This window comes from Streptococcus sp. HMSC034E03 (assembly GCF_001811505.1).
Taxonomy (GTDB): Bacteria; Bacillota; Bacilli; order Lactobacillales; family Streptococcaceae; genus Streptococcus.
Genome location: NZ_KV804952.1, coordinates 17,531 through 44,446, shown reverse-complemented (window position 1 = coordinate 44,446; position 26,916 = coordinate 17,531). Strand labels below are relative to the sequence as shown.

The window sequence follows — 26,916 nt, the reverse complement described above, 5'->3', positions numbered from 1 at the left end:
TCTTCTGCAACTAATTGTTCAATTTCAGATACGGTTTTCATCTTATTCTTCCTCCCAATACATACTCAATGCAAGCTGGCCATATTGTTTAGTATATCGATACCAAATATATAGAAATTCTCCGACAGGTTTGCCAACACTTTCCTGGAATAAGGCCCATAAGAACCAATGGTAAGATGTTACTGCCACAGAAGCCAAGTAATGGCGTTTAGTTTTCATATCTAGAACTCCCTGTGAATAAATTTCAAGAACTCTTTCAGCTTGCTCAAGTGTGTAGTTTGAGCAGCAAATAAAGGTGCCTATATCACCAGCAGGATCTCCCATACCTGAGTATTCCCAGTCAATCAAGCTCATCTCATCTTGTTCATTCAAGAGGAAATTAGGACTGTAGGAATCTCCGTGGCAGAGCACTTTCTCGACCTTGTCTTTCTTTAGAAATTCAATGAGAGTTGCGATCAACTGGTCCAACTCATCAAGCCCATCAAACTCAAAACGATTGCTTGCTTGTAACTTTTGTTTGAAATCATCAATTCCTGCAATTAAATCAAAATTATGATTTGTTTTTTCTCCAGATCGGTGTAGTTTTCTCAAGAGTTCCATGGCTTTTTCGACATGGTCCCAATTGTCATAATCGAGAGACCTTGCATTGGTGATAAACTCTGAAATTTTCCATCCCTTATCTTTATTCATAGCAATAAAGGTGCGATCAATTTGTAGTTTTGCTGCGATTTCCATAGAAGCCGCTTCGCTAGAACGATCAATGTATTTTTCGGTACCCACTCCAGGATGACGGTAAACATATTTTTTCCCAAGACAATCAAAACTAAAGGATGTATTCGTCAGCCCATCTTTTAAAGGTTTGATATTCATGATATCTGAAGCTATACAATGTAAGGTTTCACAAATATTATCGATAATCTCTGAATTAGAATTCATCAAGTAATGTTCATCAAATTGGCGCAATTCATCCAAGGAATCAAATTCCTTAACGATGTCTGCTGAGTAATGACGCGCTTCTAGGTGCAACTCGTAAACATGACGGCTGTAGTAATCCTCCCAAAGCTGTTCTTTGTAGGGCTCGTGTTTAAATTCTTTTTCTAAAATTTTTACGAATTTTTCACTAAAGGCACGGTCAAAATACACATGTCCCACCATAGCCCAAGTGTCTTTACCACCAATCTGTATGTCAACAATCATATTGTTGGAGTCTTCGGTAGCACAATATTCGTCTGTCTCCCCTTCTGCAAATATTGTTGAATAATAGCCTCTATAGACATATTTTTCAAATGGATTTTCGACAAAATAATTATCTGACGAACAAATATAGGTATTTGACAGCTGATCTCTGACTAGCATTAATGAAGAACAGTTATTGTATTTATAGTAATCATTATTTCCCACAATTTTTACATTATATTTATCTGCAAGGTAAAACATTTTTTCCTGCATATACCCTACAATGACCGTAATATCCTCTATACCTGCCTCTTGTAACTGTTCGATTTCTCTTTCAATCAGACGTTGTCCTTTGACTTTTAACAGACCTTTAGGAATTTCATAAGATAACGGAGCAAATCGGCTACTCATCCCAGCTGCCATAATGATTGCATTTTGAACACGATAAGGCTCTAAAACCTCATCTCCTAACTCAGATAAGTGTCCCTCTTGATCAAGGAACTGGGCTTCTTTCATTTCTTTTAGTAAGGAATTAACCTTCCCTAGAGAAATTCCCAACTCTTCTGCCAATTCTCTTTGTGTAAAATCCTCTTGTGGATGCTCCCTCAAGAAAGACAATACTTTAAATTGTTTTTCTGAAATCATACTGATACCTCTTTGTTCAGTTTTTTGTTAGAAATCATTGTAACATGAACACTTCTCTTTGTCAACTGTTGCTAGAATAAAAAAGTAAATCTAAATCGACTTCTTACTATTCATAATTATCAAGCAATCATGACCACCCGTTAGACGGGTGGTTTCTTGTCTCTCACCTAACGGAGCGAGACGGACTAATAGTCACATAATCAAAATACCCCAAAAGTTAGATTTTTTCTGTCTAACTTTTGGGGTACAGATCAATGCTGGTTGTTTTTATTTAAATGGTTACTTGATCTCTATCTTTAACCATGTAGTGTTTCAACGGAGTTAGGCTTGCTAACCAATATAGAAAACCACCAAATATCGCCGTAAAACCACTACCTGTCGTGATTAAGAAGATCGGACTTTGAATGTGTTTAGTTAGAGGATTATAAACAAAGAGTACCGCAACTAACAGAGATACGAATACACAAGACAAACCAACTAAATTAAATCCCTTAGTAAACTCATAAGCCTGATGTCCATCTAAGAAATAAGCTGATCGTAAATCTAATTTCCGTTTTCTTATCAAGAAATAATCAACAACAATCATTCCAATAATAGGTCCTTGAATATAAGCTGCAAGCGAGATAAAAGAACCAAAATATTCTTCTACGCCACCCCAAATTGTTAACGCACTCACATAAATCATGGCAATCCAAACCATTAGTTTATAGCTCACCTTAGGCATACCGCTTTTAACAATCATACAGTTCACATAGGATCCTGTTCCTTGAGTTCCAATATTTGCAAAAGCTACTAGCAATAAACTAAGAAGAGCAAAGGTAGGAGTACTCAAGGTTGAAAGCATCGCAGTTGGATCACTCTCGTAAACTCCTGTTCTTACAAACATAGCTAGAGCCATAACACCACCCGTCGCAGCAAAGAATGGTGCTACCACGCCATAAGATAAAGAAGTAGCCCAATACCCACTACGTTCTGATTTTGCTAAACGTGGTAAAATTAATGCTTGCGTCGACCAAGAAAAGGCAGTCGCTACATTCCCCTCTCCTGAAATCATAAATCGCTCTAGTGGGCTTAAATCGCCTTGTACTGCTGGTTGAACGTTCATGATGTCAGTAATTGGAACTGCTACAAAACAAATTCCAACGATAATCAATCCAACAACTAGCAAAGCAATTACCATAAACCGATTAATACCTTTTATAACCTCCGGTCCGCCAAGGGCAATCAAGGTGCCCAAGAAGACACAAAGTGTCCCAAGGATTGGTGCCCAAATCCCTTTCTCCAGTCCAAGGCCAAAATTATTAGCTAGATGAATCATAGAACTGGCAAAAAGATTTGCAGTAACTGCATACCAACCAAAATTTGCTAAACTGATTGTTGTTGACAAAAATGCCACTCCGCGCTTCCCTAAAACCGCTCGAAGCCAAATCCATAAATCAATTCCGTATCTCACTGCAAATAAGACAGGAAGACATTCAATAAAGACCCAGATAATATTAAAGCTAAAAATATTGATTAACATCTGGCTGAAGGTCAAATATTGAGCAACATAAGCCCCTTGTGTGTAACACCAGGTTGCAATCGCAAAACCACTTGTTGACAAGAATAGATCCCAGAAGGAATATTGCCGATCCTTACTAGTCATTGGAACAATCCCAGTTATGGTTTCTTGTTGAATAAAGTCATTCATTTTTGACATTATTGGATTCCTCCTGTCATGGCTAGGATAATTAAAAGTAGGTTAATGATAACTGCAAGGGCTACAAGGATAAAGTCCTTTCTCAAGAATGGTTTTGGAAACTCATACTCTGGAGACTCCATCTCTTCTAGTCTATGCTTGGTTTCTTCTGCAACTAATTGTTCAATTTCAGATACAGATTTCATCTTATTTTTCTCCTAGATATAACTCTAATGAAAGGTGTCCGTATTGTCTGGTAAATTGATACCAAGTATAAAGAAATTCTCCCACAGGTTTTCCAACACTCTCTTGGAACAAGGCCCACAAGAACCAATAATAAGATGTCACTGCCACATAGGCTAAATAGTGACGTTTTGTTTTTGTATCTGGAACTTCTTGCAAGTAAATCTCAAGTACTTTCTCAGCTTGTTCAACAGTATAATTCGAACAACCAATAAAAGTACCTAAATCCCCTGCAGGGTCTCCCATACCAGAATACTCCCAATCAATAAGACTCATCTCCTCTTGTTCGTTTAGGAGAAAATTTGGGCTATAGGAATCTCCATGACATAAAACTCTTTCAGTGTCATCCTGTTTTAAAAATTCTCTAATAGTTGAAATGTTTTTGTCAAGTTCATCTAGTCCATCAAACTCAAAACGATTGCTAGCCTTCAATTTTTCTCTAAAATCATCAATTCCTACAAATAAATCAAAATTATGAGTTGTTTTTTCTCCAGATTGATGTAGTTTTCTCAAGAGTTCCATGGCTTTTTCTACATGATCCCAATTATCATAATCAAGTGGTCTAGCGTTAGGAATAAATTCTGAAATCTTCCACCCTTCGTTTTTATCCATCGCAACAAATGTTCTGTCTATTTGCAGTTTTGCTGCAATTTCCATAGAAGCTGCTTCGCTTGATCTGTTGATGTATTTTTCAGTTCCTCTTCCAGGATGACGATAAACATATTTTTTATCAAGACAATCAAAGCTAAAGGATGTATTGGTCAAACCATCTTTGAGTGGTTTAATATGAACAATATCCGAAGCATCACAATTCAAGGTCTTGCAGATGTTATCAATAATCTCAGAATTAGAATTCATCAAGTAGCGGTCATCAAATTGACGCAACTCATCTAAGGAATCAAATTCTTTAACAATATCCGCTGAATAATGACGAGCTTCTAGATGCAATTCATGAACATTGCGGGTATAGTAATCTTCCCAGAGCTGTTCTTTATAGGGCTCGTGTTTAAACTCAGTCTCTAAAATTTTTACGAATTTTTCACTAAAGGCACGGTCAAAATACACATGTCCCACCATAGCCCAAGTGTCTTTACCACCAATCTGTATGTCAACAATCATATTGTTGGAGTCTTCGGTAGCACAATATTCGTCTGTCTCGCCTTCCACAAATATTGTTGAATAGTAACCTCTATAAATATACTTCTCAAATGGATTTTCGGCAAAATAATTGTCCGATGAACAAATATAAGTATTTGATAGTTGATCTCTAACCAACATTAACGAAGAACAGTTATTGTATTTATAGTAATCATTATTGACAACGATTTTTACACCATATTTTTCAGCAAGGTAAAACATTTTTTCTTGTAAATAACCTACAATAACTGTAATATCTTCTATACCTGCTTCCTGTAGTTGTTCAATTTCCCTTTCAATCAGGCGTTCCCCTTTTACTTTTAACAATCCTTTTGGTACTTCATAAGACAATGGTGCAAATCGACTACTCATCCCTGCAGCCATAATCACTGCATTTTGTACTCGATAAGGTTCTAAAGCTTCTTTTCCTAACTCAGATAGGTGACCTTCTTGATCAATCCAATTAGCTTCTTTCATTTCTTTAAGCAAGGAATTAATTGTTCCTAAAGAAACTTCCAATTGTTCCGCTAACTGTCTTTGTGTAAACTCCTCTTGTGGATGCTCTTGCAAAAAAGACAGTAGTTTAAATTGTTTTTCTGAAATCATATTGATAACCTCTTTTTGTTCAATGATTGTTTAAAAAAGATTATAGTATGAACAATCGCTTTTGTCAAGTATTATCCAAATAAACTCTAATAGTAAAGAAGTAGTCTTGAATAACATGACCACGCATTTCCATAAGTTTTTAAAGATTTACAAACAGCACTTCCTTAATCACACTGAAGTGAACCAACTTAAAAACAAAATTCGTATAAAAGTCTAATCGTAAATAAAAAAGCGAACCATACTCGTTTCTGATACTCAGAATTCTATCTTGTCCGCTTTTTTATTTAATTTATCAAGCATAAGGATTTATAATAATGGATTCTTAAATCCAATATTTTTTCCACCTCCGCTTTTTATTTCAAGAAAAGGATACTCAAGAGTGCTAAGATTGCCGGTCCACCTTGCTTTAGAATGATTTTTTTATCTGCTGTTAAGGCACCGTAAGTCGCTGCTCCTATGACAAATAAAACAAAGATTGTTACGATTTCTAAGCTATGCGAGAAATAAATTCCATAGAGAAGAAACACGCCAATCAAGGCATTATAAATCCCTTGGTTTTTAAAAAGTGAAGTGACAGATGGTCGTACTAGCTCTTCTTTGTCCATATTAAAGACTCGGCTGGTTGCATCTGATTGGGTTGCGATACTTTCCAAATAAAAGATATAAAAATGCTCTAGAGCAACAAGTGTTGCTAAAATGGTAGTAATAATTGACATCGTTTTCTCCTTAAAATTCTATTTTTTCTAGACCTGACACTAGGTTGGTCAGTAAAGTCGTCAGCTCTTTCTGCTCAGCAGGCGATAAGATGCTCTCCATCTGTTCCTTCACTTTCAAGTGATGTTTAGGCGGATTGACCAAGAGTTGATTCTTGGCTTCTTGGGTTAATTCAACTAAGACTTCTCGTTGATTAAGCGGATTACGTTTGCGACTGACATAGCCCTCTGACTCTAATATCTTAAAATGACGGGTCAAGGCCGCTTGGTCGATTTGCAACTTCTCCTGAACGGCAATTTGGTTACATGGTGACTGTTGCAGTAAAAATTGCAGGATTTGATAGCGGGTCAAACTAATTCCCAATTGTTTTTCAAAAAGTTGAGTAATGGTCTGATCTGTTAAATGAAGCTGGTACAATAATTCATGCATTTTTAGTATTTTTCTCCTTTCATTAATATATGATTTATCAACTATTGACTTATCAAATATAATACAAATAAATTGACTTTGCAAGCCTTTTGCTTACTCCGTTAAATTAGTCTCCTAGTCACAATCCCTCAAGGCTATGTTTTTCTATTTTATGCCTGGAGTTTATTTACGCTATCTAAGAGTTTGAAAACAAAAAAGAAGCAGAAACTAGATTAGTTTCAACTCCTCTTTCTATTAGTTCATCGATACGTGAACGTGGTCATAGTGGTTTTCTGTTACGCTACCACGATCTGGCATTGGATTCCAAGTGTAGGCTGGTCCGTATTTGCTATCGTATGGTGCATAGAAACGTTGTTTCCAGATGATGTAGTTGATTCCACGGGTCGCCATGTTCTGGATCGCATAATCTGCAATTTGGTCTCCAAGAGCTGAGCTTACTGGAACCATAAAGTCAATCGCAAGACCTTTTCCGTGGTCGCCGCTATCTCCTGGACGGTAGCCACTAAATGATGTGATACCAAACAAGTTAGCAATTTCTTCTTTAAAGGCGGCAGTTTGTGGTTGTAGACCTGCATTTTCTGATTTTGAAGCTGCAATGCTTGCATAATCAGGTGCTGCTGGTGCTGCATAAGTATTTGAAGAGTGCTGACTTGGTTCTGCTTGATAGGTAACGTCTTCTGTATCAGATGAGCTTGTAGCCGTCTCTACAGCTGTTTCCTCCACTACTGGAGTTGAGTTCTCTACTACTGGGCTCGCAACTTCTGCTACAGTTTCAGTAGTAGCCTCTGCTACCGGCTCTTCCGCTGGTGCTGAAACTTCTGCTGTAGTTTCTGTAACAGGTTCTGCTACTGGTACTGAGACTTCTGTTACTGCTTCTTCAGTCGCTTGTGGTGCTACTGCTTCAACTTGAGCCTCTGTTTCTTCAACTGGTTGAGTTAAATCTTCAACCTGTACAGTTTGGTCATCTACAGTGACTTGGTTAGTTGTCAAATCTGCTGTTGCAGTTGTTCCTTCGCCACCTTGAACTGTATCAGGGGTTTGGATTTCAACTTCTGTCACTTCTTCCTCATCATTAGCAGTTGTTGTAAGGACTGTCTCAGGGAAAATCAAATCAATATTGCTAATCTTGTTCAAGTTAGCAAGAACGGTCACATCCACTCCCAAAGCTTCGGCAATGGTACTTAGAGTATCTCCATACTGAATCGTATAGCTTGTTTTATTCTCATTCTTGGTAACATCGTTTTGAATTTGCTCAACACTGCGCGCTGTCCATACTAGTTCTTCTGCTTGGGTTGCCAATACAGGGGCAAGGGACAAGGCTACTGTTGATGCTAAAATAATTCTTTTCTTCATACTATCAAACTCCTTTTCAAATGTAGTACCTGTCTATCATAACACAAAGAAAATAGAAAAAAAGCCTTTTTGGGGCTATTTAACAGAACTGTACATTCGTTGTAACAAATATCATTACTTGAAATAGTTTGTTAGTTTCTTGTCATCAGGCTGACACATTCTTCTTGAAGAAAATTCTAGAAAGAAAGTGAGCTAATATCTTCTAAATGCTCTATCTGTTGATTACAAGTTGCAGGTGAGGCAAGAAAATTGATACTCTGAATACCACTATTTTGAGCAAATTCTATATCCAAAGTCCGATCGCCGATATAATAAGTCTGCTGAGGATTTAATCCATACTTATCTAAAAGATAAATCGCAGCTTCTGGACTAGGCTTCCGAGCAAAGCCACTTTGATTGGTTAAAATTTCTGTGAAATAGTGGGCCAAACCCAAATTCTCCAAAATTGTAAAAGCATTGTCCCCTTTATGGGTATAAACAAACTGCTCAATCCCTTGCTGGTCTGCCCAAGCTAAGATTTCACGCGCCCCTGGCATCAGAACCACTTGAGCATTCTTCTCAGCCAAGCTCTGAGCACGAACCTGATTGAGCATATCTGCATCCAAGCCTCTTTCTTCTCCCACCTTTTCCAACAGATCTTGAACGGAAGTTTGTAGAATAAAGGCACGAACCTCAGCCTTATCATAAGGAATGTCAAACTGGGCAAAAGTCTCTTCGATTCCTGCTAAAATAGCCTCATAAGAGTCCAACAAGGTCCCATCTAAATCCCAGATAAATCCAATTTTTTTCATATGTCATCCTTTCAAAGAGATATATTGCTTATAACGATAGCGTAGGAAAATCCAACGGAAACCATTATCCAAAAGCGTTCCTGCCCAAATGCCAGGCAAGCCCCAACCAAGAACAATTCCGATCAGATACCCTGTTCCGATACGGATACACCACATTCCGATACTTGTCGCATAAAAGGGGAGGCGTGCATTTCCCAAACCCTGCCAGACAGCTGTATAAATGACTGTTCCCGTCGTCATAGGAGTTCCTAGTAGTGAGAACAGCGTCACCAAAACACTGGCTTTAATGGCCGCAGGATCACTGGTGTAGAGGTGACTTAGGGGCGTTCCGAGAGCATAGATACTAAGTGTTAAGGGCAACATGAGAAAGAGCGATAGCCAAAAAGTTTGCTTACTTAAGTTGTCTACCCTTGCCCAATCATCTTCTCCAACTGCTCGAGCCACCTGCATGACTGTTGCCGTAGCGACACCAAAGGCTGGCATATAGTTGAACTGGGTCAAGACTTCACCGATTGCATTTCCTGCGACTGCCTCCGTTCCAAAGGAAACAACCAAAGCAATAATGACCACATCTCCAGCTCGCATCATGAGACGTTCTCCTGCTGCAGGTAAAGCCAAGGTCAGCAGGTCTTTATCCAGTCCAAAATTTGGTCTCGTATATGGAAGTTTTAATTGCGACCACAAAATCACAACCCCGACCAAACGAGACAAAATAGTCCCCCAAGCTACACCAGCTATCCCCATATCAAGGATAAAAATGGCGACACTTGAAAAAAGGATGTTTAAAGCATTGGATAAAAAACTCACATAAAGTGGAAGTCTAGGATTGTGGGTGGCGCGAATCAAGGCTCCTAGACTAGTCATCAAGCCCAAGAGGACGATTGTCCCACCGACCAAAGCTAGGTATAGTCCACCACTCTCAGCTACAGACGCTTCTGTTCCTAAAAGGCCAATCATCTCTCGTCCTGCAAAGATGGATAAGGCCCCTAAAACTAAACTCAGTAGCAGAGTAATCTTCAGTGCTTCTGTCACATGGTAGGCTAGTCTAGACTGATCTTTCTGTCCCAAACTTTTTGATATCACACTAGAAATTGCTGCTCCCAAGGCAATAAAAATAGCTTGATAAATGGTGATAATATTCCCCGCTACAGACACACCCGAAATGGCGATTAAGCCCAGATGTGCCACCAGATAGCTATCTACCATCCCCATGAGCATCTGCAAGAAATTTTCACCCATGGCTGGCAGAGCTATGTTGAGAATGTCTTTATTTTTCTTAAACAATCCTTCCTCCTGATGAAAAGAAACTCAGTTAGTTGCCCAACCGAGTTTACTTCCTCTGTCTTAAAGTCCTAGATAAGATTCTACCGCTGCTTGCATATCTGCAGCTGCCACAGTTGTCTTGTGACGAACTGGAGCTGTTTCGAGGCCATCAACTGCAGGTGGCACTGCTACTCCTGAAATTTCATGTAGTTGAGCCAAGGCTTCAAAATCGCTCAAACCTGATTGCCCAGTTACAGCTTCTACTGCAACCACTGGGAATTTATAAGGACTAGCTGTTGAAGCAATCACGGTCTTAGCCCCATCGCCTGTCGCTGCTTGGTATTTTTTATAAACAGCTGAGGCAACCGCTGTATGTGGATCCTCAATGTAGGCATCTGTTTGATAAACACGCTTGATTTCTGCTGCTGTTTCCGCTTCAGTCGCATACTCTGCTGCAAAAAGGTCAAGAATCTCTGCATCAAAATCTGTCAATTCATACTGACCTTGGTTATTCAAAGCATTCATGAGTTCAGCTGTCTTAACCGCATCATTACCCAAAAGGTGGAAAATCAAGCGCTCCAAGTTTGAAGACACTAAGATATCCATAGATGGGCTAGTGGTCACTTTAAACTCACGCTTCTTGTCATAAACACGAGTCTTGAAGAAGTCTGTCAAAACATTGTTGTCATTTGAAGCACAGATTAATTTACCAACTGGCAAACCAATTTGTTTAGCATAAAAGGCAGCCAAGATATTTCCAAAGTTTCCTGTCGGTACGGTGAAGTTAACCTTATCACCTGCATTAATTTCGCCTGTTTTAACAAGCTGAGCGTAGGCATACACATAATAGACAATCTGTGGTACCAAACGACCGATATTCATAGAGTTAGCTGATGAAAACTGGAGCTTGTTGGCTGCTAATTTTTCACGAAGCTCCACATCGTTGAACATGTGTTTCACGTTTGTCTGAGCATCGTCAAAGTTTCCATCAATAGCGATAACATGGGTGTTTTCGCCAGTTTGCGTGGTCATTTGCAACTCTTGCACTTTGCTGACACCGTCTTTTGGATAAAAGACGATAATTTCAGTTCCAGGAACATCTGCAAAACCTGCCATGGCAGCTTTACCAGTATCTCCAGACGTCGCTGTCAAGATGACAATCTTGTTTTCCAAGCCATGTTTCTTGGCAGCTGTCGTCATAAAGTATGGCAAGATAGACAAGGCCATATCCTTGAAGGCAATGGTTGAACCGTGGAAAAGTTCCAAGTTGTATTGGCCATCTAGTTTCACAAGAGGAGCAATGACTGGCGTATCAAACTTGCTGTCATAGGCGTTGGAGATACAGTAGTCCAACTCTTCTGCTGTAAAGTCATCCAAGAAAGCTGACAAGACAAGCTTAGCTACTTCTTGGTAAGAAGCGTCTTTTAATGTTTCAAAATCCAAATCAACCTTTGGATAGCTAACTGGAGTAAATAAGCCCCCATCTGTTGCCAAACCTTGCAAAATCGCTTGGCTGGCTGTTACGGTATTGTTCGCATCACGCGTTGATTGATAAACTAATGTCATAAATCTCTATCCTTTATCTATAGTCTTATTCATTATAACATGATTTTTCAGAAAATTCTTCCTTTATAGGAAAATTATAGGTCTAATTCTTCTTTCAAAGGCACTAAATAAGTCATTTCACTCTGACCTCTCATCTCAAGTCCTTGCTCTGCTATAGCTAGCAAGTCTTTGGAGAACTGGACAATCCCAGCTGTTTCTTCATCTGTGAGGTGTTTCTTAGAAAATTGTCTTCTCAAAGACTTGTAGTCACGACCAAATCTCTCAAAGAAAGGAGCTGTTTCTAGGTAAGCTTCAAGCTTGTCAAGATTCACCAACAAGCCTAAATGAAAGGCTGCCGAAGCAAAGGTTCGGTCTAGCGGTTGTGTACAAACACTACGAAATTCAACAGTCCCTCGTGTTGTCAAGTCTTGAAACTGGTAGCTTCGATGACTCGAAAAATCTTTTTCCTCTGGAACTATACTAACTTCTTTCCCATTAATCCCAAAAGCCCTAATCCGACTTGTAGACAGATAATCTTTCGCTAGAATTGGAGAAAAATAGTAGGTTTCCCCATCACGTTCTGCTGTAAAAATCGCAGAGCGATCTAAATAATCAAAGAAATCATCCTCATCTTTAAAGAGTTTTGCATTGACTCCAACATTCTCTGGATAAATCCCATGCATAGATTCTTCCCAAAAAATATCTCGTGAAATCTGGGTGTCCCAGTCTGCTCCTGAAAACTGAGAATTGGCAAACAAGTAGGCTTTGGCTGCCTCTATCTGTGTGAAAGTATTGATAACACGTAAGTAGTTTGACTTTGAGACATCTAGCTGAACTTGACTACCACAGATAAAGGCTCCATATTGTGGAAAGTCATGCAAATGCGCACTTTCTTGGTGACTCCCCATACTCAGATAATCCATCAGCATCTGGTATCGTGGATATGCGACAGGCCTATTATCATTGATATCCCAATTCGGGTGAATCCCCCAACCTTGAATAGCATGATCCTTTTCTCTTAGCTTCTCCTGAATTACTTCCATATAGGCTCTAAAGCGCTCTTCCACTTCCTGAATACTTTTTGCCTTCCCAAAAGCAAACTCCACGGTCGTGTAAGAAACCTCAAACAGAATCCGATCTTGACTCTTCGGTTCTACAAGTTGAATCGGACCGCCCTCCTGGTCTACCTTTTCAACTTCCAGACTGAGAGCATCAACCAAAAAATGCATCAAGTCCTTGCTGACTTCAATATCTGTAAGTTGGCCTTTCGTATGAACGATCGGAAACTCCAACTCAATACCGATGTAGAGCTCTGGATTTTCTTTGATATTCTTTAAATAGCGGTCTTTTAATAACTGAATTGAAGGGGACATACATACCTCTCATTCTAACTTCTCATACTAGAAAACAAATTACTCTCTATTATACCAAAAAGTCCTAGAGAAGGACCTTAGAAAATCTGTTTGCAAGCTCGCTCCCTAGATTTAAGACCAAACAACTTCCTAATTATATGAAATTTTATAATAAGATGTCAGATATCATTGTTCAATTTTCACAGTCTCATCAACCGGTTAAGCGATTACATATATTTTTGCATCAAATCCCTTGTACTATATTGAATATAGTGATACAATTCACATATAGACAAAAAAGAGGGCAGTTCAAATTCGACTTCACTTGAATCATGAGTCAAGGCAAGCCCCTTTTCCTCTGCACCTCAACTACTAACCAAGGAGGATAGCTATGAAAGCTGTTGTTGTAAATCCAGAAAGCACTGGTGTTGCTATTGAAGAAAAAGTGCTCCGTCCGCTCGAAACTGGGGAAGCACTTGTTGAAGTTGAGTACTGTGGTGTTTGCCACACAGACCTCCACGTTGCCCATGGTGACTTTGGAAAAGTTCCAGGACGTGTTCTCGGTCACGAAGGGATCGGTATCGTAAAAGAAATCGCCCCTGATGTTAAGAGCCTAAAAGTTGGCGACCGTGTTAGTGTTGCTTGGTTCTTTGAAGGTTGTGGCAAATGTGAATACTGTACAACTGGGCGCGAAACTCTTTGCCGCACAGTGAAAAATGCTGGCTACTCAGTTGATGGTGGTATGGCAGAACAATGTATCGTAACTGCAGATTATGCCGTTAAGGTTCCAGAAGGTCTCGATCCAGCCCAAGCTTCTTCAATTACTTGTGCCGGTGTTACTACCTACAAGGCTATCAAAGAAGCAAAAGTTGAGCCAGGTCAATGGGTTGTACTCTATGGTGCTGGAGGACTTGGTAACTTAGCTGTTCAATATGCTAAAAAAGTATTCAACGCTCACGTTATCGCAGTAGATATTAACAACGATAAACTTGATCTAGCTAAAGAAGTTGGTGCTGATATCGTGATTAATGGTCTTGAAGTCGAAGATGTCCCAGGCCTTATCAAAGAAAAGACAAACGGTGGTGCTCACTCAGCTGTCGTAACAGCTGTATCAAAAGTTGCCTTTAACCAAGCAGTTGACTCTGTTCGTGCAGGCGGTCGTGTAATAGCTGTCGGTCTCCCATCTGAAATGATGGATCTTAGCATCGTCAAAACAGTTCTTGACGGTATCCAAGTCATCGGTTCCCTTGTTGGAACACGTAAAGATTTGGAAGAAGCCTTCCAATTTGGTGCTGAAGGTCTGGTTGTACCAATCGTTCAAAAACGCCCTGTCGAAGATGCCATCGCTGTCTTTGATGAAATGTCTGCTGGAACTATCCAAGGTCGTATGGTTCTAGACTTTACACACTAAGATAAAAATTAAGCACAAAATCGAGGAAGGGATCAAAAATCCCACCTCGATTTTTTTGTAATAAAATTTTGATACGACAACTAATTGGACTTGGGGCATTTTTTAGACGCCCAAGAGCACTAGTGAAGAAAACGTCATTTTTCTTCACAAATTCTACAAACAAACAGCGGATTGTTGAAACATCAGGGACCGGGACTAGAAAGTCGTGAGTTAATTCATTGACTTCTGCCCACCCATTTTTTATATTAAATTTTTTTACCATTTTATAGACGATTTTATAAAAAGTTGATATATCAATATTTGTAAAAATGAGGCTTTGAGATTTTTTTCACTCTTTATTATAATTAGTTGCATTTTTTCTGAAAACGATTTATACTTAAGGAGTCTTAAAGTTTTCTTAAACTACAAGTCAAACATTTTATAAGGAGGAATGACAATAATGAGTATCGGAATCATTATTGCGAGCCACGGTGAATTTGCCGCGGGTATTCATCAGTCAGGATCTATGATCTTTGGTGAACAAGAAAAGGTTCAAGTCGTAACCTTTATGCCAAACGAAGGTCCAGATGATTTATACGCCAAGTTCAACAATGCTGTGGCTGCATTTGACGCAGAAGATGAGGTTCTAGTCTTGGCTGACCTTTGGAGTGGTTCTCCATTTAACCAAGCTAGTCGCGTAATGGGAGAAAATCCTGAGCGTAAATTTGCCATCATCACAGGACTTAACTTGCCGATGTTGATCCAAGCCTATACAGAGCGCCTCATGGACGCTACTGCAGGTGTTGATAAAGTCGCTGCAAATATCATCAAAGAATCTAAGGATGGCATCAAGGCTCTTCCAGAAGAACTAAATCCAGCTGAGGAAGTTGCTACTGCTGCAACTGCGCCTGTAGCCCAAGCTGCTATTCCAGAAGGAACTGTCATTGGAGACGGTAAATTGAAAATCAATCTTGCTCGTCTTGACACACGTCTTCTTCACGGACAAGTCGCAACTGCTTGGACACCAGATTCAAAAGCTAACCGTATCATCGTTGCTTCAGATAACGTAGCTAACGACGATCTTCGTAAAGAATTGATCAAACAAGCAGCTCCTAACGGAGTGAAGGCTAACGTTGTACCAATCAAAAAATTGATTGAGGTTGCAAAAGACCCTCGTTTTGGTGAGACACACGCCCTTATCTTGTTTGAAACACCTCAAGATGCTCTTCGTGCTATCGAAGGCGGTGTGCCAATCAAGACTCTTAACGTTGGATCAATGGCTCACTCAACTGGTAAAACAATGGTCAATAACGTATTGTCAATGGACAAAGACGACGTTGCTACATTTGAAAAAATGCGCGACCTTGGCGTTGAATTTGACGTACGTAAAGTACCAAACGACACTAAAAAAGATTTGTTTGACTTGATTAGCAAAGCTAACGTTCAATAATTAACATTAAATAGAAAAGGAATAAAACCATGTCAGATATTTCATTCATTTCTGCTATCTTGGTTGTAGTTGTTGCCTTCTTCGCAGGTCTTGAAGGTATCCTCGACCAATTCCAATTCCATCAACCAATCGTAGCATGTACCCTTATCGGTCTTGTAACTGGTAACCTCGAAGCAGGGGTTATGCTTGGTGGATCACTTCAAATGATCGCCCTTGGTTGGGCTAACATCGGAGCTGCCGTAGCTCCTGACGCGGCTCTTGCTTCTGTTGCAGCTGCAATCATCATGATTAAGGGTGGTAACTTTACTACTGAAGGTATCGCAGTCGCAACTGCAACTGCAATCCCTCTTGCCGTAGCTGGACTTTTCTTGACTATGATCGTTCGTACAATCTCAGTTGGTTTGGTTCACTCTGCTGACGCTGCTGCTAAAGAAGGAAACATTACAGCTGTTGAACGCGCTCACTACTTTGCCCTCGCTCTTCAAGGTCTACGTATTGCTATCCCAGCTGCACTCTTGCTTGCAATGCCAACTGAAGCCGTTCAAGGCGTATTGGAACTTATGCCAGAATGGCTTAAAGGTGGTATGGCTGTCGGTGGTGCCATGGTCGTTGCCGTTGGTTACGCTTTGGTTATCAACATGATGGCTACTCGTGAAGTATGGCCATTCTTCGCTATCGGTTTTGCTCTTGCAGCAATCTCTCAATTGACTTTGATTGCCCTTGGTGTCATCGGTGTTGCCCTTGCCTTCATCTACCTCAACCTTTCTAAACAAGGCGGAAACGGTGGCGGAGGAGCTGCAACTTCTAACGATCCAATCGGTGATATCCTAGAAGACTACTAGAAAGGGGAACAATCATGGCTGAAAAAATTCAATTATCAAAATCAGATCGCCAAAAAGTTTGGTGGCGTTCACAATTCCTTCAAGGTTCTTGGAACTACGAACGTATGCAAAACTTGGGTTGGGCTTACTCTTTGATCCCAGCTATCAAGAAACTTTACACTAAAAAAGAAGACCAAGCTGCTGCTCTTGAGCGTCACCTTGAGTTTTTCAACACTCACCCATACGTAGCTGCTCCAATCATGGGGGTTACTCTTGCACTTGAAGAAGAACGCGCAAACGGTACTGACATCGATGACGCTGCTATCCAAGGTGTTAAGATTGGTATGATGGGACCTCTTGCTGGTATCGGTGACCCAGTCTTCTGGTTTACAGTACGTCCTATCCTCGGTGCCCTTGGTGCATCACTTGCTGCGACTGGTAATATCGTCGGACCACTTCTCTTCTTCTTTGGATGGAATGCAATCCGTATGTCTTTCCTTTGGTATACACAAGAGTTTGGTTACAAGGCTGGATCTGAAATCACTAAAGATATGTCAGGTGGTATCTTGAAAGACATCACTAAAGGAGCTTCTATCCTTGGTATGTTCATCCTTGCTGTCCTTGTACAACGTTGGGTATCAATTAACTTCACTGTTAACCTTCCAGGTAAACAATTATCAGAAGGTGCCTACATCAACTTCCCAGAAGGCGCTGTTACAGGTGGAGAATTGAAGGGTATTCTTGGTCAAGCACTTAGTGGCATGAGCTTGGATAGCGTTCAACCACAAACCCTTCAAGGTCAGTTGAACTCATTGATCCCAGGATTGATGGGACTTCTCCTTACTTTCCTTTGCATGTGGTTGCTTAAGAAAAAAGTATCTCCAATCACAATCATCCTTGCTCTCTTTGCAGTAGGTATCGCAGCTCGTTTCTTCGGTATCATGTAATCTTGGTGAGAATGTACAAACAAAAAAAGAATCAGGTTTATCACCTGATTCTTTTGGCTCTTTGTCAAATAGTGTTGATGAAGAACCTAATGAAAAAAGAATCCAACAAAAATTGGACTACCTGTCTCCGGTTGAATACCGAAGACGGTAGCCCTAGGGTGTTTTTATTAAATTCTCACTTTTTGGGGTCAGTCCCTAAGCCTGATAGTAATTTTTTGTTCATACTATTCCCCTTTAGTCATTTACTACTTTAAGTTGCATTGCTTTAGCTACTTCTTCTGCCTTTGATCCCTTAGGTGTATGGATTTCTACATCTGGGTTACAGTTATCCACAAAATAGAAGTATTCTGTAATTTCTGTTACACTTGCTGGAATTGTAATAGATTTAATTGATGATGTCCCCCAGAATACTAATGTTCCAATACTCTTTGTTCCTTCTGGGAATACAACTGATTCTAATGAACTGTCAGAGTTGAAAACATCATCTTCTACTGTTTCTATTGACTTACCAAAGTGGACATACTTTAACTTATTGTCAATCGCAAACGCACCTTTTCCAATATATCGTACTGTATCTGGTAAAACGATTGCCTCACAATGTTTCAAGTTCGCAAGACCACGTTCTCCAATTGCGATAACAGGTTTACCTTTAATTTCCTTTGGTACACGAACAACCTTATCGTCAGAAGTACAACTATAGATGACATAACCTTCTTCCTATAAATATACGCATGTTAATATGTTAATATATTAATATCTTTAAGAATTTATAACTATAGTTCCTTAATTTTCCCAGTAAAAAAACGAAAGGCACCACAAGTTATTTATGTGTTTTCTTTAAACGATTCATGTACTTCTGTCGCAACTTCTCACCCGCCTTTAATTGCGGTTGCGATAGATTGAGGACCTAAATATGCATCCCCTGTTATTAGTTCATTTCTATTGTATTCTGATGTTGACCGAAAGTCAAATTTTTACCCTTCATCTAGAACACTAAAGTCTACTTTTGTTCAATTGCTGCAACGACAAGGTCACATGGAATAATATGTTCACTACCTGCCACTTCATGCGTTGATCTTCTTCCACTTTCATCTGATTCACCAAGTTCCATTGTAATAACCTTTACACCAGTTACTTTCCCACTCTCATCACGCAATACTTCTTTAATATTCTCTAAGAAATGGAATGTAACACCTTCATTGTGTGCATCTTTGATTTGTAGTGTAGCTTCTAGTATATTGTTCATATGGTCATCATTCTTTTGTTTTAGGTTTCAGCGCTTTTAATATAATGGATGTTGGCCTTTTTGTATACACTAAAATAGGGTTGGTGGAAAATTTCCATCAACCCTAAAAATTATAGAACCACACAAAACCCTGACCAGAGATAGCCAGGGTTTTGTATTTCAAAAATTATTCTGTAAATTCTATAGTTACTTTTACTTCAGAATCCATTGAAGAAAATATTGTTTTATAATAATTGATTGCAGATTCTTTAATTTCACTCTTAAATTTATCTAAATACTCTGCTTGTTTATCACTAGAAAGTTGGTTAGCGACCAATTTCCCAGTATCAATATCTTCTGTAGTTCCACTTAATAACTCTCCATGACTATCATATAAATCATAAGGATTATCTTTTGAAAGTTCAACACCAATTACTTCCAATTTTGGAACAATAACCTTATATTCTTTTTCGCTTATTTGTTCAACCTTTACACTACTTTTAATTCCAAATTTAGCTTTATAATTTAAAATTACTAATGCTGCTTTTTTAGAGAACGGCACATCAAACCCAAAAACTTGAGTTGTTTTTGTTTCAGAAATAATTTCATTAATTCCCGCATTCAAAAATACAACTTCATTCACTTTTTCAATACTTTCGATATTAATTGACGATTTGACTTCTGATTTATGTTCCTTAGGTAAGAAAAATAGCACTCCAATAGCTATAATAGCTATTAATACCACATTCAATAGTACACTAAACATATTAACTTTCTTCTTTAATATAGACAAGATAAAAAAACCTCACTTTAAATAATCTATCTAAATTTTACACATTCTAAAGAAAATAGTCAATATTTTTTCGTACTATCTTCTAAAATTAATTGTGCCTATTAAAAATGAAATTAGTTTGTTGCATTTGATTATATTTTTTGAACACCAAATCCATTTAAAATTGAGTGCTATTTTGAGCACTAAAAAAGGGCTCTTTGTCAAATAGTGTTGATGAAGAAATTTAGGAAGGGATTAAGCAACTAATTGTTGCTTAATTCCTTTTTGTTTTGGGCCAAACATTTTTGTTATTAAAATAATCCTATTTCTAAAATGGTAATAGTTTCTAAAGCCGTAGGCATTTCTTTTAAGCACTTTTATTTTATTGTTTATTCCTTCAATAGGGCCATTTGTTCTAGTTGGATACTCACAAGTATTTTGAATATATGGCAAGTAAGTCATAAGAGTCTTTAATACTCTTTTTAAACCAGGAGATAGGTCTAATTGCGTAGCTGCTTCAATCGTTTCCTTGAATTCTATATAATCTCTATCCTGTATACATTCACGAAGTGAATGTACAACCTCATAATCATTTTTAAGAGATGGATTTTTTTCTAAGATATAATCTACGATTCCTTTACTTGTTATGAAGCTTTCAAAAAGCTTATAACGATTATATTTATAGTTCTGAAGTTCATTAGAGTTCTTTAAAATTAACTTCCAATAATGTTTTAACTTTCGATATAATTTAGAGTCTTTATAGCGATGCTTATTCATGACACGTACCCGAGTTCGATTTAATTCTCTATTTAAGGCTTGTACGATATGAAAAGGATCAATGATAATTTTAGCGTTAGGAAACATTTCTTTTATTAATTGAATGTACGGTAAGTACATGTCGATGGAGATAGTTTTTACCTTTAATCTAGTCTTAGGCTCAAAACGATGAAAATACTTTTTCAAGCTGTAAGATTTTCTATCTCGTACAACATCGACCAGCTTGTGTGTAGTGCTATCACAAATAATGAAGCTCATATTACTATCGGAAGATTTGACGGATTTAAATTCATCAAAACACAAATGCTCAGGTAAATCGTGTAATGGTTTAATCTTTAGTAAACGTGTTGTATCATCTATGATACGTCTTACCGTATGAACTGAAACATTTGTTTCTTTTGCGATATAGGTTTCAGATACTGTTTCACTTATTTTTGATTTAATTTCGTTTTTTAAGCGTTTAGAGATATGACAGTGTTTTTCTACGATTCGACTAGTGTCTGCGGTAAATGAAGAGACGCATTCTCTACAGAGAAATCTCTGCTTGCGTAGATTTAAGTAGGCCGCTAGGTCTGAAACAGAACAGAGAGTGATACGAGATGTTTTCGTGCCGTTTTTAACGATATTATTATTTCGGCTAACACACCCACAAACGGTACAAAATTCTGGTTTATGCGTATAAGTAGCTGCATAAAATAAAGATTTTCTCTTTTTAAATATCTTCTCTTGAACTTTATTATCCCAAATAATGTTTTTATCTTTGATTTGTAGTGTAGCTTCTAGTATATTGTTCATATGGTCATCATTCTTTTGTTTTAGGTTTCAGCGCTTTTAATATAATGGATGTTGGCCTTTTTGTATACACTAAAATAGGGTTGGTGGAAAATTTCCATCAACCCTAAAAATTATAGAACCGTTCTTTTTATATCTCATTTATTCTGCCAAGGCACCCATTGGATCCCATGGTGCAAGGACGGTTGGTTCTGCTTCATAAGCAGCTCGTTCTTCTGCTGTTAGCAATTCTTTGCGAACAACGATTTGGTAAGTGTATTCGTCCATCCAAGCATCTGAGGCAACAAAGTAACCATCTGTACCGACCTTGTCTCCCCATGAGTTTTCAACTTTCCACTTGATTGATTTACCATTTTCGTCCAAATCAACACCTGTCAAGACCATAGCATGAGTCATCAAGCTTTCGCTGTAGTCCAAGCGTCTAGCCTTGTCTTGAGTGAGTTGAATGTCCATGCTTGATTCAAAATCATAAACATCTGTCGCAAGGATTCCTGCTTTACGGTTGCTGAGCTGGCCGACATCTGAACCAAACCAAACAGTTTCTCCTGTCTGCATTTGAGCAATGGCCAATTCTTTCAAGCGTTCCATAGGTACGTTAATGTAGCGAACTGCACGGCTACCAACGACATTGCCCAACATCTCAACTGTGTAAGATTTACCGTAAGGTTTATCAGCAGTTGGAGCATTGATCACAGAAACATAATCTTCTAGTGGAAGATCGACATATTTCTTGTAAAACTCTTGTGGAGTGATGTTTTTTTCGCTTTGGTAGTTATTATCCTTGTCACGATAAGCAAAGTCAAACTGACGTGGTGGGAGACCTAGTGACATTGCAAGGAAGTTAAAGATTTCTTGCAAGAGGTCTTCTTTCTTAGCTTGAACACTTGCTTGATCCGCACCTGAAGCTAATAGGTCGCGCAAGATTTGAGCATCTTGACGGAGCAATTTGTTAAGGATGGCATTGAGCTCACGACTGTTGCTAGATGAAACAGACTCTGGATAAACAGACTTAGGAACGACACCGTATTTCTCAAAGAGAGCCACAACCATATCCCATTGTCCACCATCTTGTTGAGGAGTTTGGAGCAGGAAGCTAACCTTGCGGCTTGTCAAGTCTTGGTCAGCAGTCGCAATCACTTGTTCCAAGAACCAGTTAGATTTTTCATACTTGTCCCAGAAGAAGGTGTGGGCTTGTGACAATTCAAAGTTTTCAAGTTTGTATTGAGAGATGAGTTTGTGACGAAAAGTGTTGAGGGCCGCAAACATCCAGCAACGACCAGAAGCCTTCTGGTTAGTAACCTTATCCTTTGTCAGATCAAGTGAGAAAACTGGTGTGTTGTCTACATGGCTTTGGCGACGCTCTAGGGCTGCAAAAATTCCATTGTGGCTAGCTGCATTTTCGATAGCTTGGTATTTGACATTTGCTTCATAGTTGGCAAATAATTTATCTGTAAATGATTCTTGAATCGCGTTCATAAAATCCTCCTTTTATTCTACAGTCTATTATAACTCTTTTCACAAAGGAAGCAACCAAAAACTGAAAAAGGCAGGGATATTCTCCCTTCCTTTTCCGATTATCCACTTTATTGAACACTCTCAAGCAAAGCTTCTAGCTCTTCCTGGCTTAAACGACGCCATTCTCCACGTTTCAAATCCTCATCCAAGGTCAAAGTTCCCATGGTCAGACGTTGCAAGTCCACCACTTCCTTGCCACAGTAGGCTACCATCCGTTTAACCTGGTGGAATTTCCCCTCGGCAATGGTCACTCGAACCAAACTTTGTTTTTTTTCTCTATCAATAGACACAAGCTCCAGCTTGGCAGGCTGACAGGTAAAGTCTTTCAGTGGAATTCCTTGCGAAAATGTCTCAACATCTGCATCTGTCATGATTCCATTGATCTGCGCTAGATAGGTTTTATCCACATGACGTTTTGGTGAAAGAAGGGCATGAGCCAGCTTGCCATCATTGGTCAGGAGCAAGAGCCCATGCGTATCGATATCCAAACGACCGACTGGGAAAACTTCCTTGGCACGTGCATAGTCATCCAACAAATCCAACACAGTCTTGTGTTTTGGATCTTCAGTTGCTGAAATAATACCCTGAGGCTTGTTCATCATATAGTAAACAAACTCCTCGTAGTCTAGCTTTTCCCCGTCAAAACAAATCTCGTCTGTCTCTTCATTGATTTGCAGCTTGGCTGATTTTTCCTTTTTGCCATTGACCGTCACACGCCCTGCCTTCAGATAGTTTTTAACTTCCGTCCGGCTTCCTACAGCGCAGGCAACTAAAAATTTATCTAATCTCATAGCACTATTATACCATGAACAAGCTTAATCTTAATACAAAAATAAGCCGCCTGATTGGGCGACTTTATTTTATAGGGAGATTATTATGAAAAATTTTTAGGAGTTAAAGTTAAGGTCTTCTTAACTTATGCTTATAGTATAAGCTAGATTCCTAAAAGTTTTCTTAAAATATTCTCCTAAAACTTAAATTTCTTTAAATGAGCACTTTTAAAGTCAATCATTCTCGCCAGAAATCAAAGCTTACGCAAACGTTAAGGCCATAAAGAGGATAAGCATCACAAATAAAGCTAAGCTAACAAGTAAGGTTAGGACTTTAACAAGCGTATTACTTTGCCAGTAACTCGGCTTCCCGATATTGCTGGTTGCATCAGTAGAGAAAATTTGAGTTTGCCTTGGTTGTATGGCCACAAGAATGATTAAGGAAATAGCTAAAACAATGGTTAAAATTATCAACAATTCAGTCATTTAACTACCTCAAAAGCCCTATTAAAGTAAAGAGCAAACCTATCAAAATAATCAAACCCAACAAGAAAGAGAATGTTTTACTAATCTTTTCACCACGTGTAGATTTTTCTTTTTTGATGGGTTCTTGTTTCATCTCTTCCATACGACCTTCAACATCCTGATAAAATAGATCTTTTTTAGTCATTACTTTCTCCTAAAATGGTTTCCATCCGCTCCTGATACATGATTGGATCCACATAATTGGCATGGTAACCTTGTTCTCCAAGAGCTCGTCCCATTTCTTTGACATGAGAAAGAGCTAACTCAATGGTGTGAATCATGTCGTCAACTGCTTCCTTAGCGAAAATATGATTTGGGGCAATATAGCGACGATTATGGGCTGTCTCTTCAAAAGCTAGGACCAGTTGGTTATGTTCAAAGGCCTGGCGAACAGCCTGGAGAAGTTCATTACCATAGTTGATATCCAAGTAGATATCTGATAACTGATAAAGCTCCTGAATCTTTTGGGGACTGGCATTTTGATAGAGTACGACATTCGGGTAGCGTAGCATATCCAGCAACTTGGATGACATCTCTGTCACTGCTGCTATTCGGAAAGTGACCCTTGGTAAACTTTCCACCAGTTTTTCGACTTGCTCTAGTTGATCCGAATTGGTCACTACCAGGGCATCAGGTCGAACAAAATTATCACGCTTAAAGCGATAATGATATCCTAGGTGACTAAACTTATGATGGAATTTCTCATCCGTCAATTGCAGAGCGCGTTCATAAGTTGCATAATCTGGAATGATAATGGTCTTAGCTCGAAGCTGGTCATTCTCTAAGATCAGTTGCATATTTCCTGGTATATCATTATGTAATGGTTCTTGCCAAACTAGAATATCCTGACCTGATTTGTCTGGGAAATGGAAGGAAGTCAAAAACGATGTAGATAGAGTATTAAAGAGAATGTGGTCAAGATTCACTTTCAAACCTTGTAAGAAGTCTATGATAAAGGCCACTCGACCAGAAAAATGGCGCAATCCTTGACCTTCCAAGGTCAGCAGAATATCACCTGTGACATGGTTTTCCAAAATAACTTCTTTTTGATCTACATTCCGATAAGAAGTCATGATAGCTTGGCCAGAAGCATCAAAGGTCGTCTTAGCAAAGCAAGCTCCAAAACGATTATAGTGATCCACTTGGAAGATGCGACCTGCTGGTGTTTTCCATTCGACTTTTTTCACCAAACGAGCCTGTAAGCCATCTGCAAAATGAATCACTGCTCGTTCTTGATTAAGGTCATTGATAGTCCCAAATTGATTATTCCCAGCAATCTCCCAAAAGTCTGGTACAGGAACTTGGTTAAAATACAAGGGTTTACCGCTATCATAACCCAAATAATAGGTGAAGGGAGAGACAACTCCATCTGGTAAAAATCCATCTGGTTCAATAACCACAGCCAAATCAGACAGGCCTGCTTCAGTCAGACTATAGTGCAAATCTTGGCTTTCTTGACTGTATACATCAAATAACTGAATCATCCACTACCTCCTTGATTGTTTTTTCCCATTTGTTCAAAATCTCTTGAGTCAAGAATTTCTCAGCAATCTGGTAAGATTTTTCTCTCATGCCTTCCAAATGATTCTCCAAATACAGTTGGCAAATCTTTTCTGCATAAGCTTTCTTGATTTCATCTTCGACATGGTCAGATGAACTTGGAATCAAGTAGCCATTTTCGCCATCTTCGATGAAGGTTTGATTTCCATAAGGAACATCAAAACCAATCAATGGCAAGCCCGAACCAATTGCTTCCATGAGTGTTAACCCAAATCCTTCACTTGTAGAAGCAGTTAGATAAACTTCATACTGTAAATAGATTTGAGAAAGTTCAGCATGACCCTTGAGTTTAATATACTCTTCTGCCTGACCTGCAGTGATAATCTCATGAAGACGTCCTTCTTCGCCACCACTACCGTAGATATCGAAGGTTAATTCTGGCAATTCCTTATGAGCCTCAATCACAGCCTTCACGAGCCAATCAATGTGTTTTTCCTTAGCCAAACGAGAAGCTGTAATGAGCGAAAATGGTTTACGGCTCTCTTGTGGTTTTGTTAATTGATCAACACTTCCAACTGGAATGGTCACAATCTTAGGTGCATGCGAGGTATAGCGAGCAAATTGTTGCTCTAAGACTTCCTTTTGACGATCCGTTGAAACGATAAAGAGATCGACCTTATCTGCATTGGTAAATTGATAGTCATAATAGTTATTCCAAAGGATATAATCGTCATTGGTCGCATTTTCACTGTAATGTTCCGCATGAACAACTACCGCTAGATGCGCCGCTTGCGCTTCCTCAAAAACAACCTGACCAATCCCTGTCTCACGGTCTAAAATCACTAGATCTGATTTGCTTAACCCAAGAGTTTGCATGAAATAACGAATCAAGGCAGGCTTCCCGTATAAAATGCGATCCTTGAAACGGTAGACTTCCTCGGTCCCTTGATTCATGAACATCTCATAAGCCGGAGTCCCATCTTCATTGTAGAAGGTTCTTTGATAGAGGGTCGCTACATTGTCTTTAGGAGCAAAATATTCTGTGCAGTAGCGTGTGTAAGAGAAGTAATCCTTGCGGATCAATTTACCAGCATACACATACTCCACATGTTGAACAAAATCCTTCTCCTCATCTACCAAATAACAAGTGATAAACTTGTCTTCATCTGAGAAGAAGATTCGTTCAATTTTCCCATTTCGTTCACGACGGCTTTCTACACCTTCAAAATAAGCCAAAACGTCATCTACCGTCACACTGGTCGGTGCAATCTTGATGTCTGTGAAGTGAGTGTAAAGCCAGATGACCTGATCATCATCAAAACCGATATTTGCGGTTAAGTGCTGGATATTATCACCCAAAATCATGTCTGTAAAGATAAACTTCGACGGCAGATTTAGGCTGCGAAAAATACCTGCACGGTAAGCTTGGGCATATTCAACACCACTGCTGGCCCAGCCAATTCCTAAATTTATATTGTAAATTGTCATATTGTCCCCTTT

At 39.0% G+C, this 26,916-nt stretch carries 26 protein-coding genes; 4 read left to right on the top strand and 22 right to left on the bottom strand.

Translation table 11 applies throughout. The features are described from left to right. Window positions 1-42 precede the first annotated feature (42 nt). The 11 genes from HMPREF2805_RS01325 to HMPREF2805_RS01275 form a co-directional block, all read right to left on the bottom strand. Complete coding sequence (locus HMPREF2805_RS01325) at window positions 43-1,821, bottom strand: phosphotransferase (RefSeq protein WP_075231068.1); 1,779 nt, start codon at window positions 1,819-1,821, stop codon at window positions 43-45. Between the two features lie 271 nt (window positions 1,822-2,092). Next, window positions 2,093-3,520, bottom strand: a complete 1,428-nt coding sequence (locus tag HMPREF2805_RS01320; protein ID WP_075231067.1) for a cytosine permease — start codon at window positions 3,518-3,520, stop codon at window positions 2,093-2,095. Next, window positions 3,520-3,705, bottom strand: a complete 186-nt coding sequence (locus HMPREF2805_RS01315; protein WP_075231066.1) for a hypothetical protein — start codon at window positions 3,703-3,705, stop codon at window positions 3,520-3,522. Before HMPREF2805_RS01315 ends, HMPREF2805_RS01320 begins: the two co-directional genes overlap by 1 nt. 1 nt (window position 3,706) lies before the next feature. Next, entirely contained in the window at window positions 3,707-5,485 is a 1,779-nt protein-coding gene (locus HMPREF2805_RS01310) for a phosphotransferase (protein ID WP_075231065.1), read from the bottom strand. A gap of 353 nt (window positions 5,486-5,838) precedes the next feature. Continuing rightward, complete coding sequence (locus HMPREF2805_RS01305) at window positions 5,839-6,201, bottom strand: DUF1304 domain-containing protein (RefSeq protein WP_075231064.1); 363 nt, start codon at window positions 6,199-6,201, stop codon at window positions 5,839-5,841. Window positions 6,202-6,211: 10 nt separating this feature from the next. Continuing rightward, window positions 6,212-6,628: a MarR family winged helix-turn-helix transcriptional regulator gene (locus HMPREF2805_RS01300; protein ID WP_398577611.1), complete on the bottom strand. Its 417-nt coding sequence runs from the start codon at window positions 6,626-6,628 to the stop codon at window positions 6,212-6,214. Window positions 6,629-6,862: 234 nt separating this feature from the next. Then, window positions 6,863-7,981, bottom strand: a complete 1,119-nt coding sequence (locus HMPREF2805_RS01295) for a LysM peptidoglycan-binding domain-containing protein (RefSeq protein WP_075231063.1) — start codon at window positions 7,979-7,981, stop codon at window positions 6,863-6,865. A gap of 176 nt (window positions 7,982-8,157) precedes the next feature. Then, a complete protein-coding gene (locus HMPREF2805_RS01290; RefSeq protein ID WP_075231062.1) occupies window positions 8,158-8,772 on the bottom strand; it encodes an HAD-IA family hydrolase in 615 nt (204 codons plus the stop codon). Window positions 8,773-8,775: 3 nt separating this feature from the next. Next, complete coding sequence (locus HMPREF2805_RS01285; RefSeq protein WP_075231061.1) at window positions 8,776-10,056, bottom strand: MATE family efflux transporter; 1,281 nt, start codon at window positions 10,054-10,056, stop codon at window positions 8,776-8,778. Window positions 10,057-10,116: 60 nt separating this feature from the next. Beyond that, window positions 10,117-11,601, bottom strand: a complete 1,485-nt coding sequence (gene thrC / locus HMPREF2805_RS01280; protein ID WP_075231060.1) for a threonine synthase — start codon at window positions 11,599-11,601, stop codon at window positions 10,117-10,119. Window positions 11,602-11,675: 74 nt separating this feature from the next. After that, complete coding sequence (locus tag HMPREF2805_RS01275) at window positions 11,676-12,953, bottom strand: glutamate-cysteine ligase family protein (RefSeq protein WP_075231059.1); 1,278 nt, start codon at window positions 12,951-12,953, stop codon at window positions 11,676-11,678. Between the two features lie 370 nt (window positions 12,954-13,323). On the opposite strand from HMPREF2805_RS01275, the gene adhP reads away from it, so the two are divergent. Then, complete coding sequence (adhP, locus tag HMPREF2805_RS01270) at window positions 13,324-14,343, top strand: alcohol dehydrogenase AdhP (RefSeq protein WP_075231058.1); 1,020 nt, start codon at window positions 13,324-13,326, stop codon at window positions 14,341-14,343. On the opposite strand, the gene HMPREF2805_RS11210 is transcribed toward adhP, so the two are convergent. Beyond that, window positions 14,333-14,605 carry a hypothetical protein gene (locus HMPREF2805_RS11210; RefSeq protein WP_075231057.1) on the bottom strand — a complete coding sequence of 91 codons (273 nt, stop codon included), beginning with the start codon at window positions 14,603-14,605 and terminating at the stop codon, window positions 14,333-14,335. The genes adhP and HMPREF2805_RS11210 overlap by 11 nt on opposite strands. A gap of 177 nt (window positions 14,606-14,782) precedes the next feature. Between HMPREF2805_RS11210 and HMPREF2805_RS01260 the strand changes: the two genes are divergently transcribed. Genes HMPREF2805_RS01260 through HMPREF2805_RS01250 form a run of 3 tightly spaced genes read left to right on the top strand, consistent with a single transcriptional unit; the run spans window position 14,783 to window position 17,540 of the window. Then, entirely contained in the window at window positions 14,783-15,772 is a 990-nt protein-coding gene (locus HMPREF2805_RS01260; RefSeq protein ID WP_075230374.1) for a PTS sugar transporter subunit IIB, read from the top strand. A gap of 29 nt (window positions 15,773-15,801) precedes the next feature. Further along, entirely contained in the window at window positions 15,802-16,614 is an 813-nt protein-coding gene (locus tag HMPREF2805_RS01255; protein WP_075231056.1) for a PTS mannose/fructose/sorbose transporter subunit IIC, read from the top strand. A 14-nt stretch (window positions 16,615-16,628) separates the two neighbouring features. After that, window positions 16,629-17,540 (top strand): PTS system mannose/fructose/sorbose family transporter subunit IID, encoded by a 912-nt coding sequence (locus HMPREF2805_RS01250; protein ID WP_075228146.1) that lies wholly within the window; start codon window positions 16,629-16,631, stop codon window positions 17,538-17,540. A gap of 234 nt (window positions 17,541-17,774) precedes the next feature. Here the strand turns inward: HMPREF2805_RS01250 and HMPREF2805_RS01245 are convergent, their stop codons facing one another. The 10 genes from HMPREF2805_RS01245 to gtfA all read right to left on the bottom strand — a co-directional run bounded on the left by HMPREF2805_RS01245 (window position 17,775) and on the right by gtfA (window position 26,904). Further along, window positions 17,775-18,170 carry a leucine-rich repeat domain-containing protein gene (locus HMPREF2805_RS01245; RefSeq protein WP_083301256.1) on the bottom strand — a complete coding sequence of 132 codons (396 nt, stop codon included), beginning with the start codon at window positions 18,168-18,170 and terminating at the stop codon, window positions 17,775-17,777. Between the two features lie 370 nt (window positions 18,171-18,540). Next, complete coding sequence (locus HMPREF2805_RS01240) at window positions 18,541-18,786, bottom strand: hypothetical protein (RefSeq protein WP_004238875.1); 246 nt, start codon at window positions 18,784-18,786, stop codon at window positions 18,541-18,543. 166 nt (window positions 18,787-18,952) lie between these two features. Beyond that, window positions 18,953-19,531 (bottom strand): DUF4230 domain-containing protein, encoded by a 579-nt coding sequence (locus HMPREF2805_RS01235; RefSeq protein ID WP_000493216.1) that lies wholly within the window; start codon window positions 19,529-19,531, stop codon window positions 18,953-18,955. 261 nt (window positions 19,532-19,792) lie between these two features. Then, window positions 19,793-21,109, bottom strand: coding sequence for an ISL3 family transposase (locus HMPREF2805_RS01230; RefSeq protein ID WP_075231054.1), 1,317 nt, complete (start codon window positions 21,107-21,109; stop codon window positions 19,793-19,795). A 138-nt stretch (window positions 21,110-21,247) separates the two neighbouring features. Further along, window positions 21,248-22,582, bottom strand: a complete 1,335-nt coding sequence (gene pepC, locus HMPREF2805_RS01225; RefSeq protein ID WP_075231053.1) for an aminopeptidase C — start codon at window positions 22,580-22,582, stop codon at window positions 21,248-21,250. A 107-nt stretch (window positions 22,583-22,689) separates the two neighbouring features. Continuing rightward, complete coding sequence (locus HMPREF2805_RS01220; protein WP_075231052.1) at window positions 22,690-23,412, bottom strand: pseudouridine synthase; 723 nt, start codon at window positions 23,410-23,412, stop codon at window positions 22,690-22,692. A 240-nt stretch (window positions 23,413-23,652) separates the two neighbouring features. Continuing rightward, window positions 23,653-23,877: an accessory Sec system protein Asp5 gene (locus HMPREF2805_RS01215; RefSeq protein ID WP_075231051.1), complete on the bottom strand. Its 225-nt coding sequence runs from the start codon at window positions 23,875-23,877 to the stop codon at window positions 23,653-23,655. A gap of 4 nt (window positions 23,878-23,881) precedes the next feature. Continuing rightward, window positions 23,882-24,061, bottom strand: a complete 180-nt coding sequence (gene asp4 / locus HMPREF2805_RS01210; RefSeq protein ID WP_075230876.1) for an accessory Sec system protein Asp4 — start codon at window positions 24,059-24,061, stop codon at window positions 23,882-23,884. Beyond that, window positions 24,054-25,400 carry an accessory Sec system glycosylation chaperone GtfB gene (gtfB, locus tag HMPREF2805_RS01205; protein WP_075231050.1) on the bottom strand — a complete coding sequence of 449 codons (1,347 nt, stop codon included), beginning with the start codon at window positions 25,398-25,400 and terminating at the stop codon, window positions 24,054-24,056. Before gtfB ends, asp4 begins: the two co-directional genes overlap by 8 nt. After that, the gene (gene gtfA / locus HMPREF2805_RS01200; protein ID WP_075231049.1) at window positions 25,384-26,904 is read right to left on the bottom strand and encodes an accessory Sec system glycosyltransferase GtfA; all 1,521 of its coding nucleotides are present in this window, start codon (window positions 26,902-26,904) and stop codon (window positions 25,384-25,386) included. Before gtfA ends, gtfB begins: the two co-directional genes overlap by 17 nt. Window positions 26,905-26,916 lie beyond the last annotated feature (12 nt).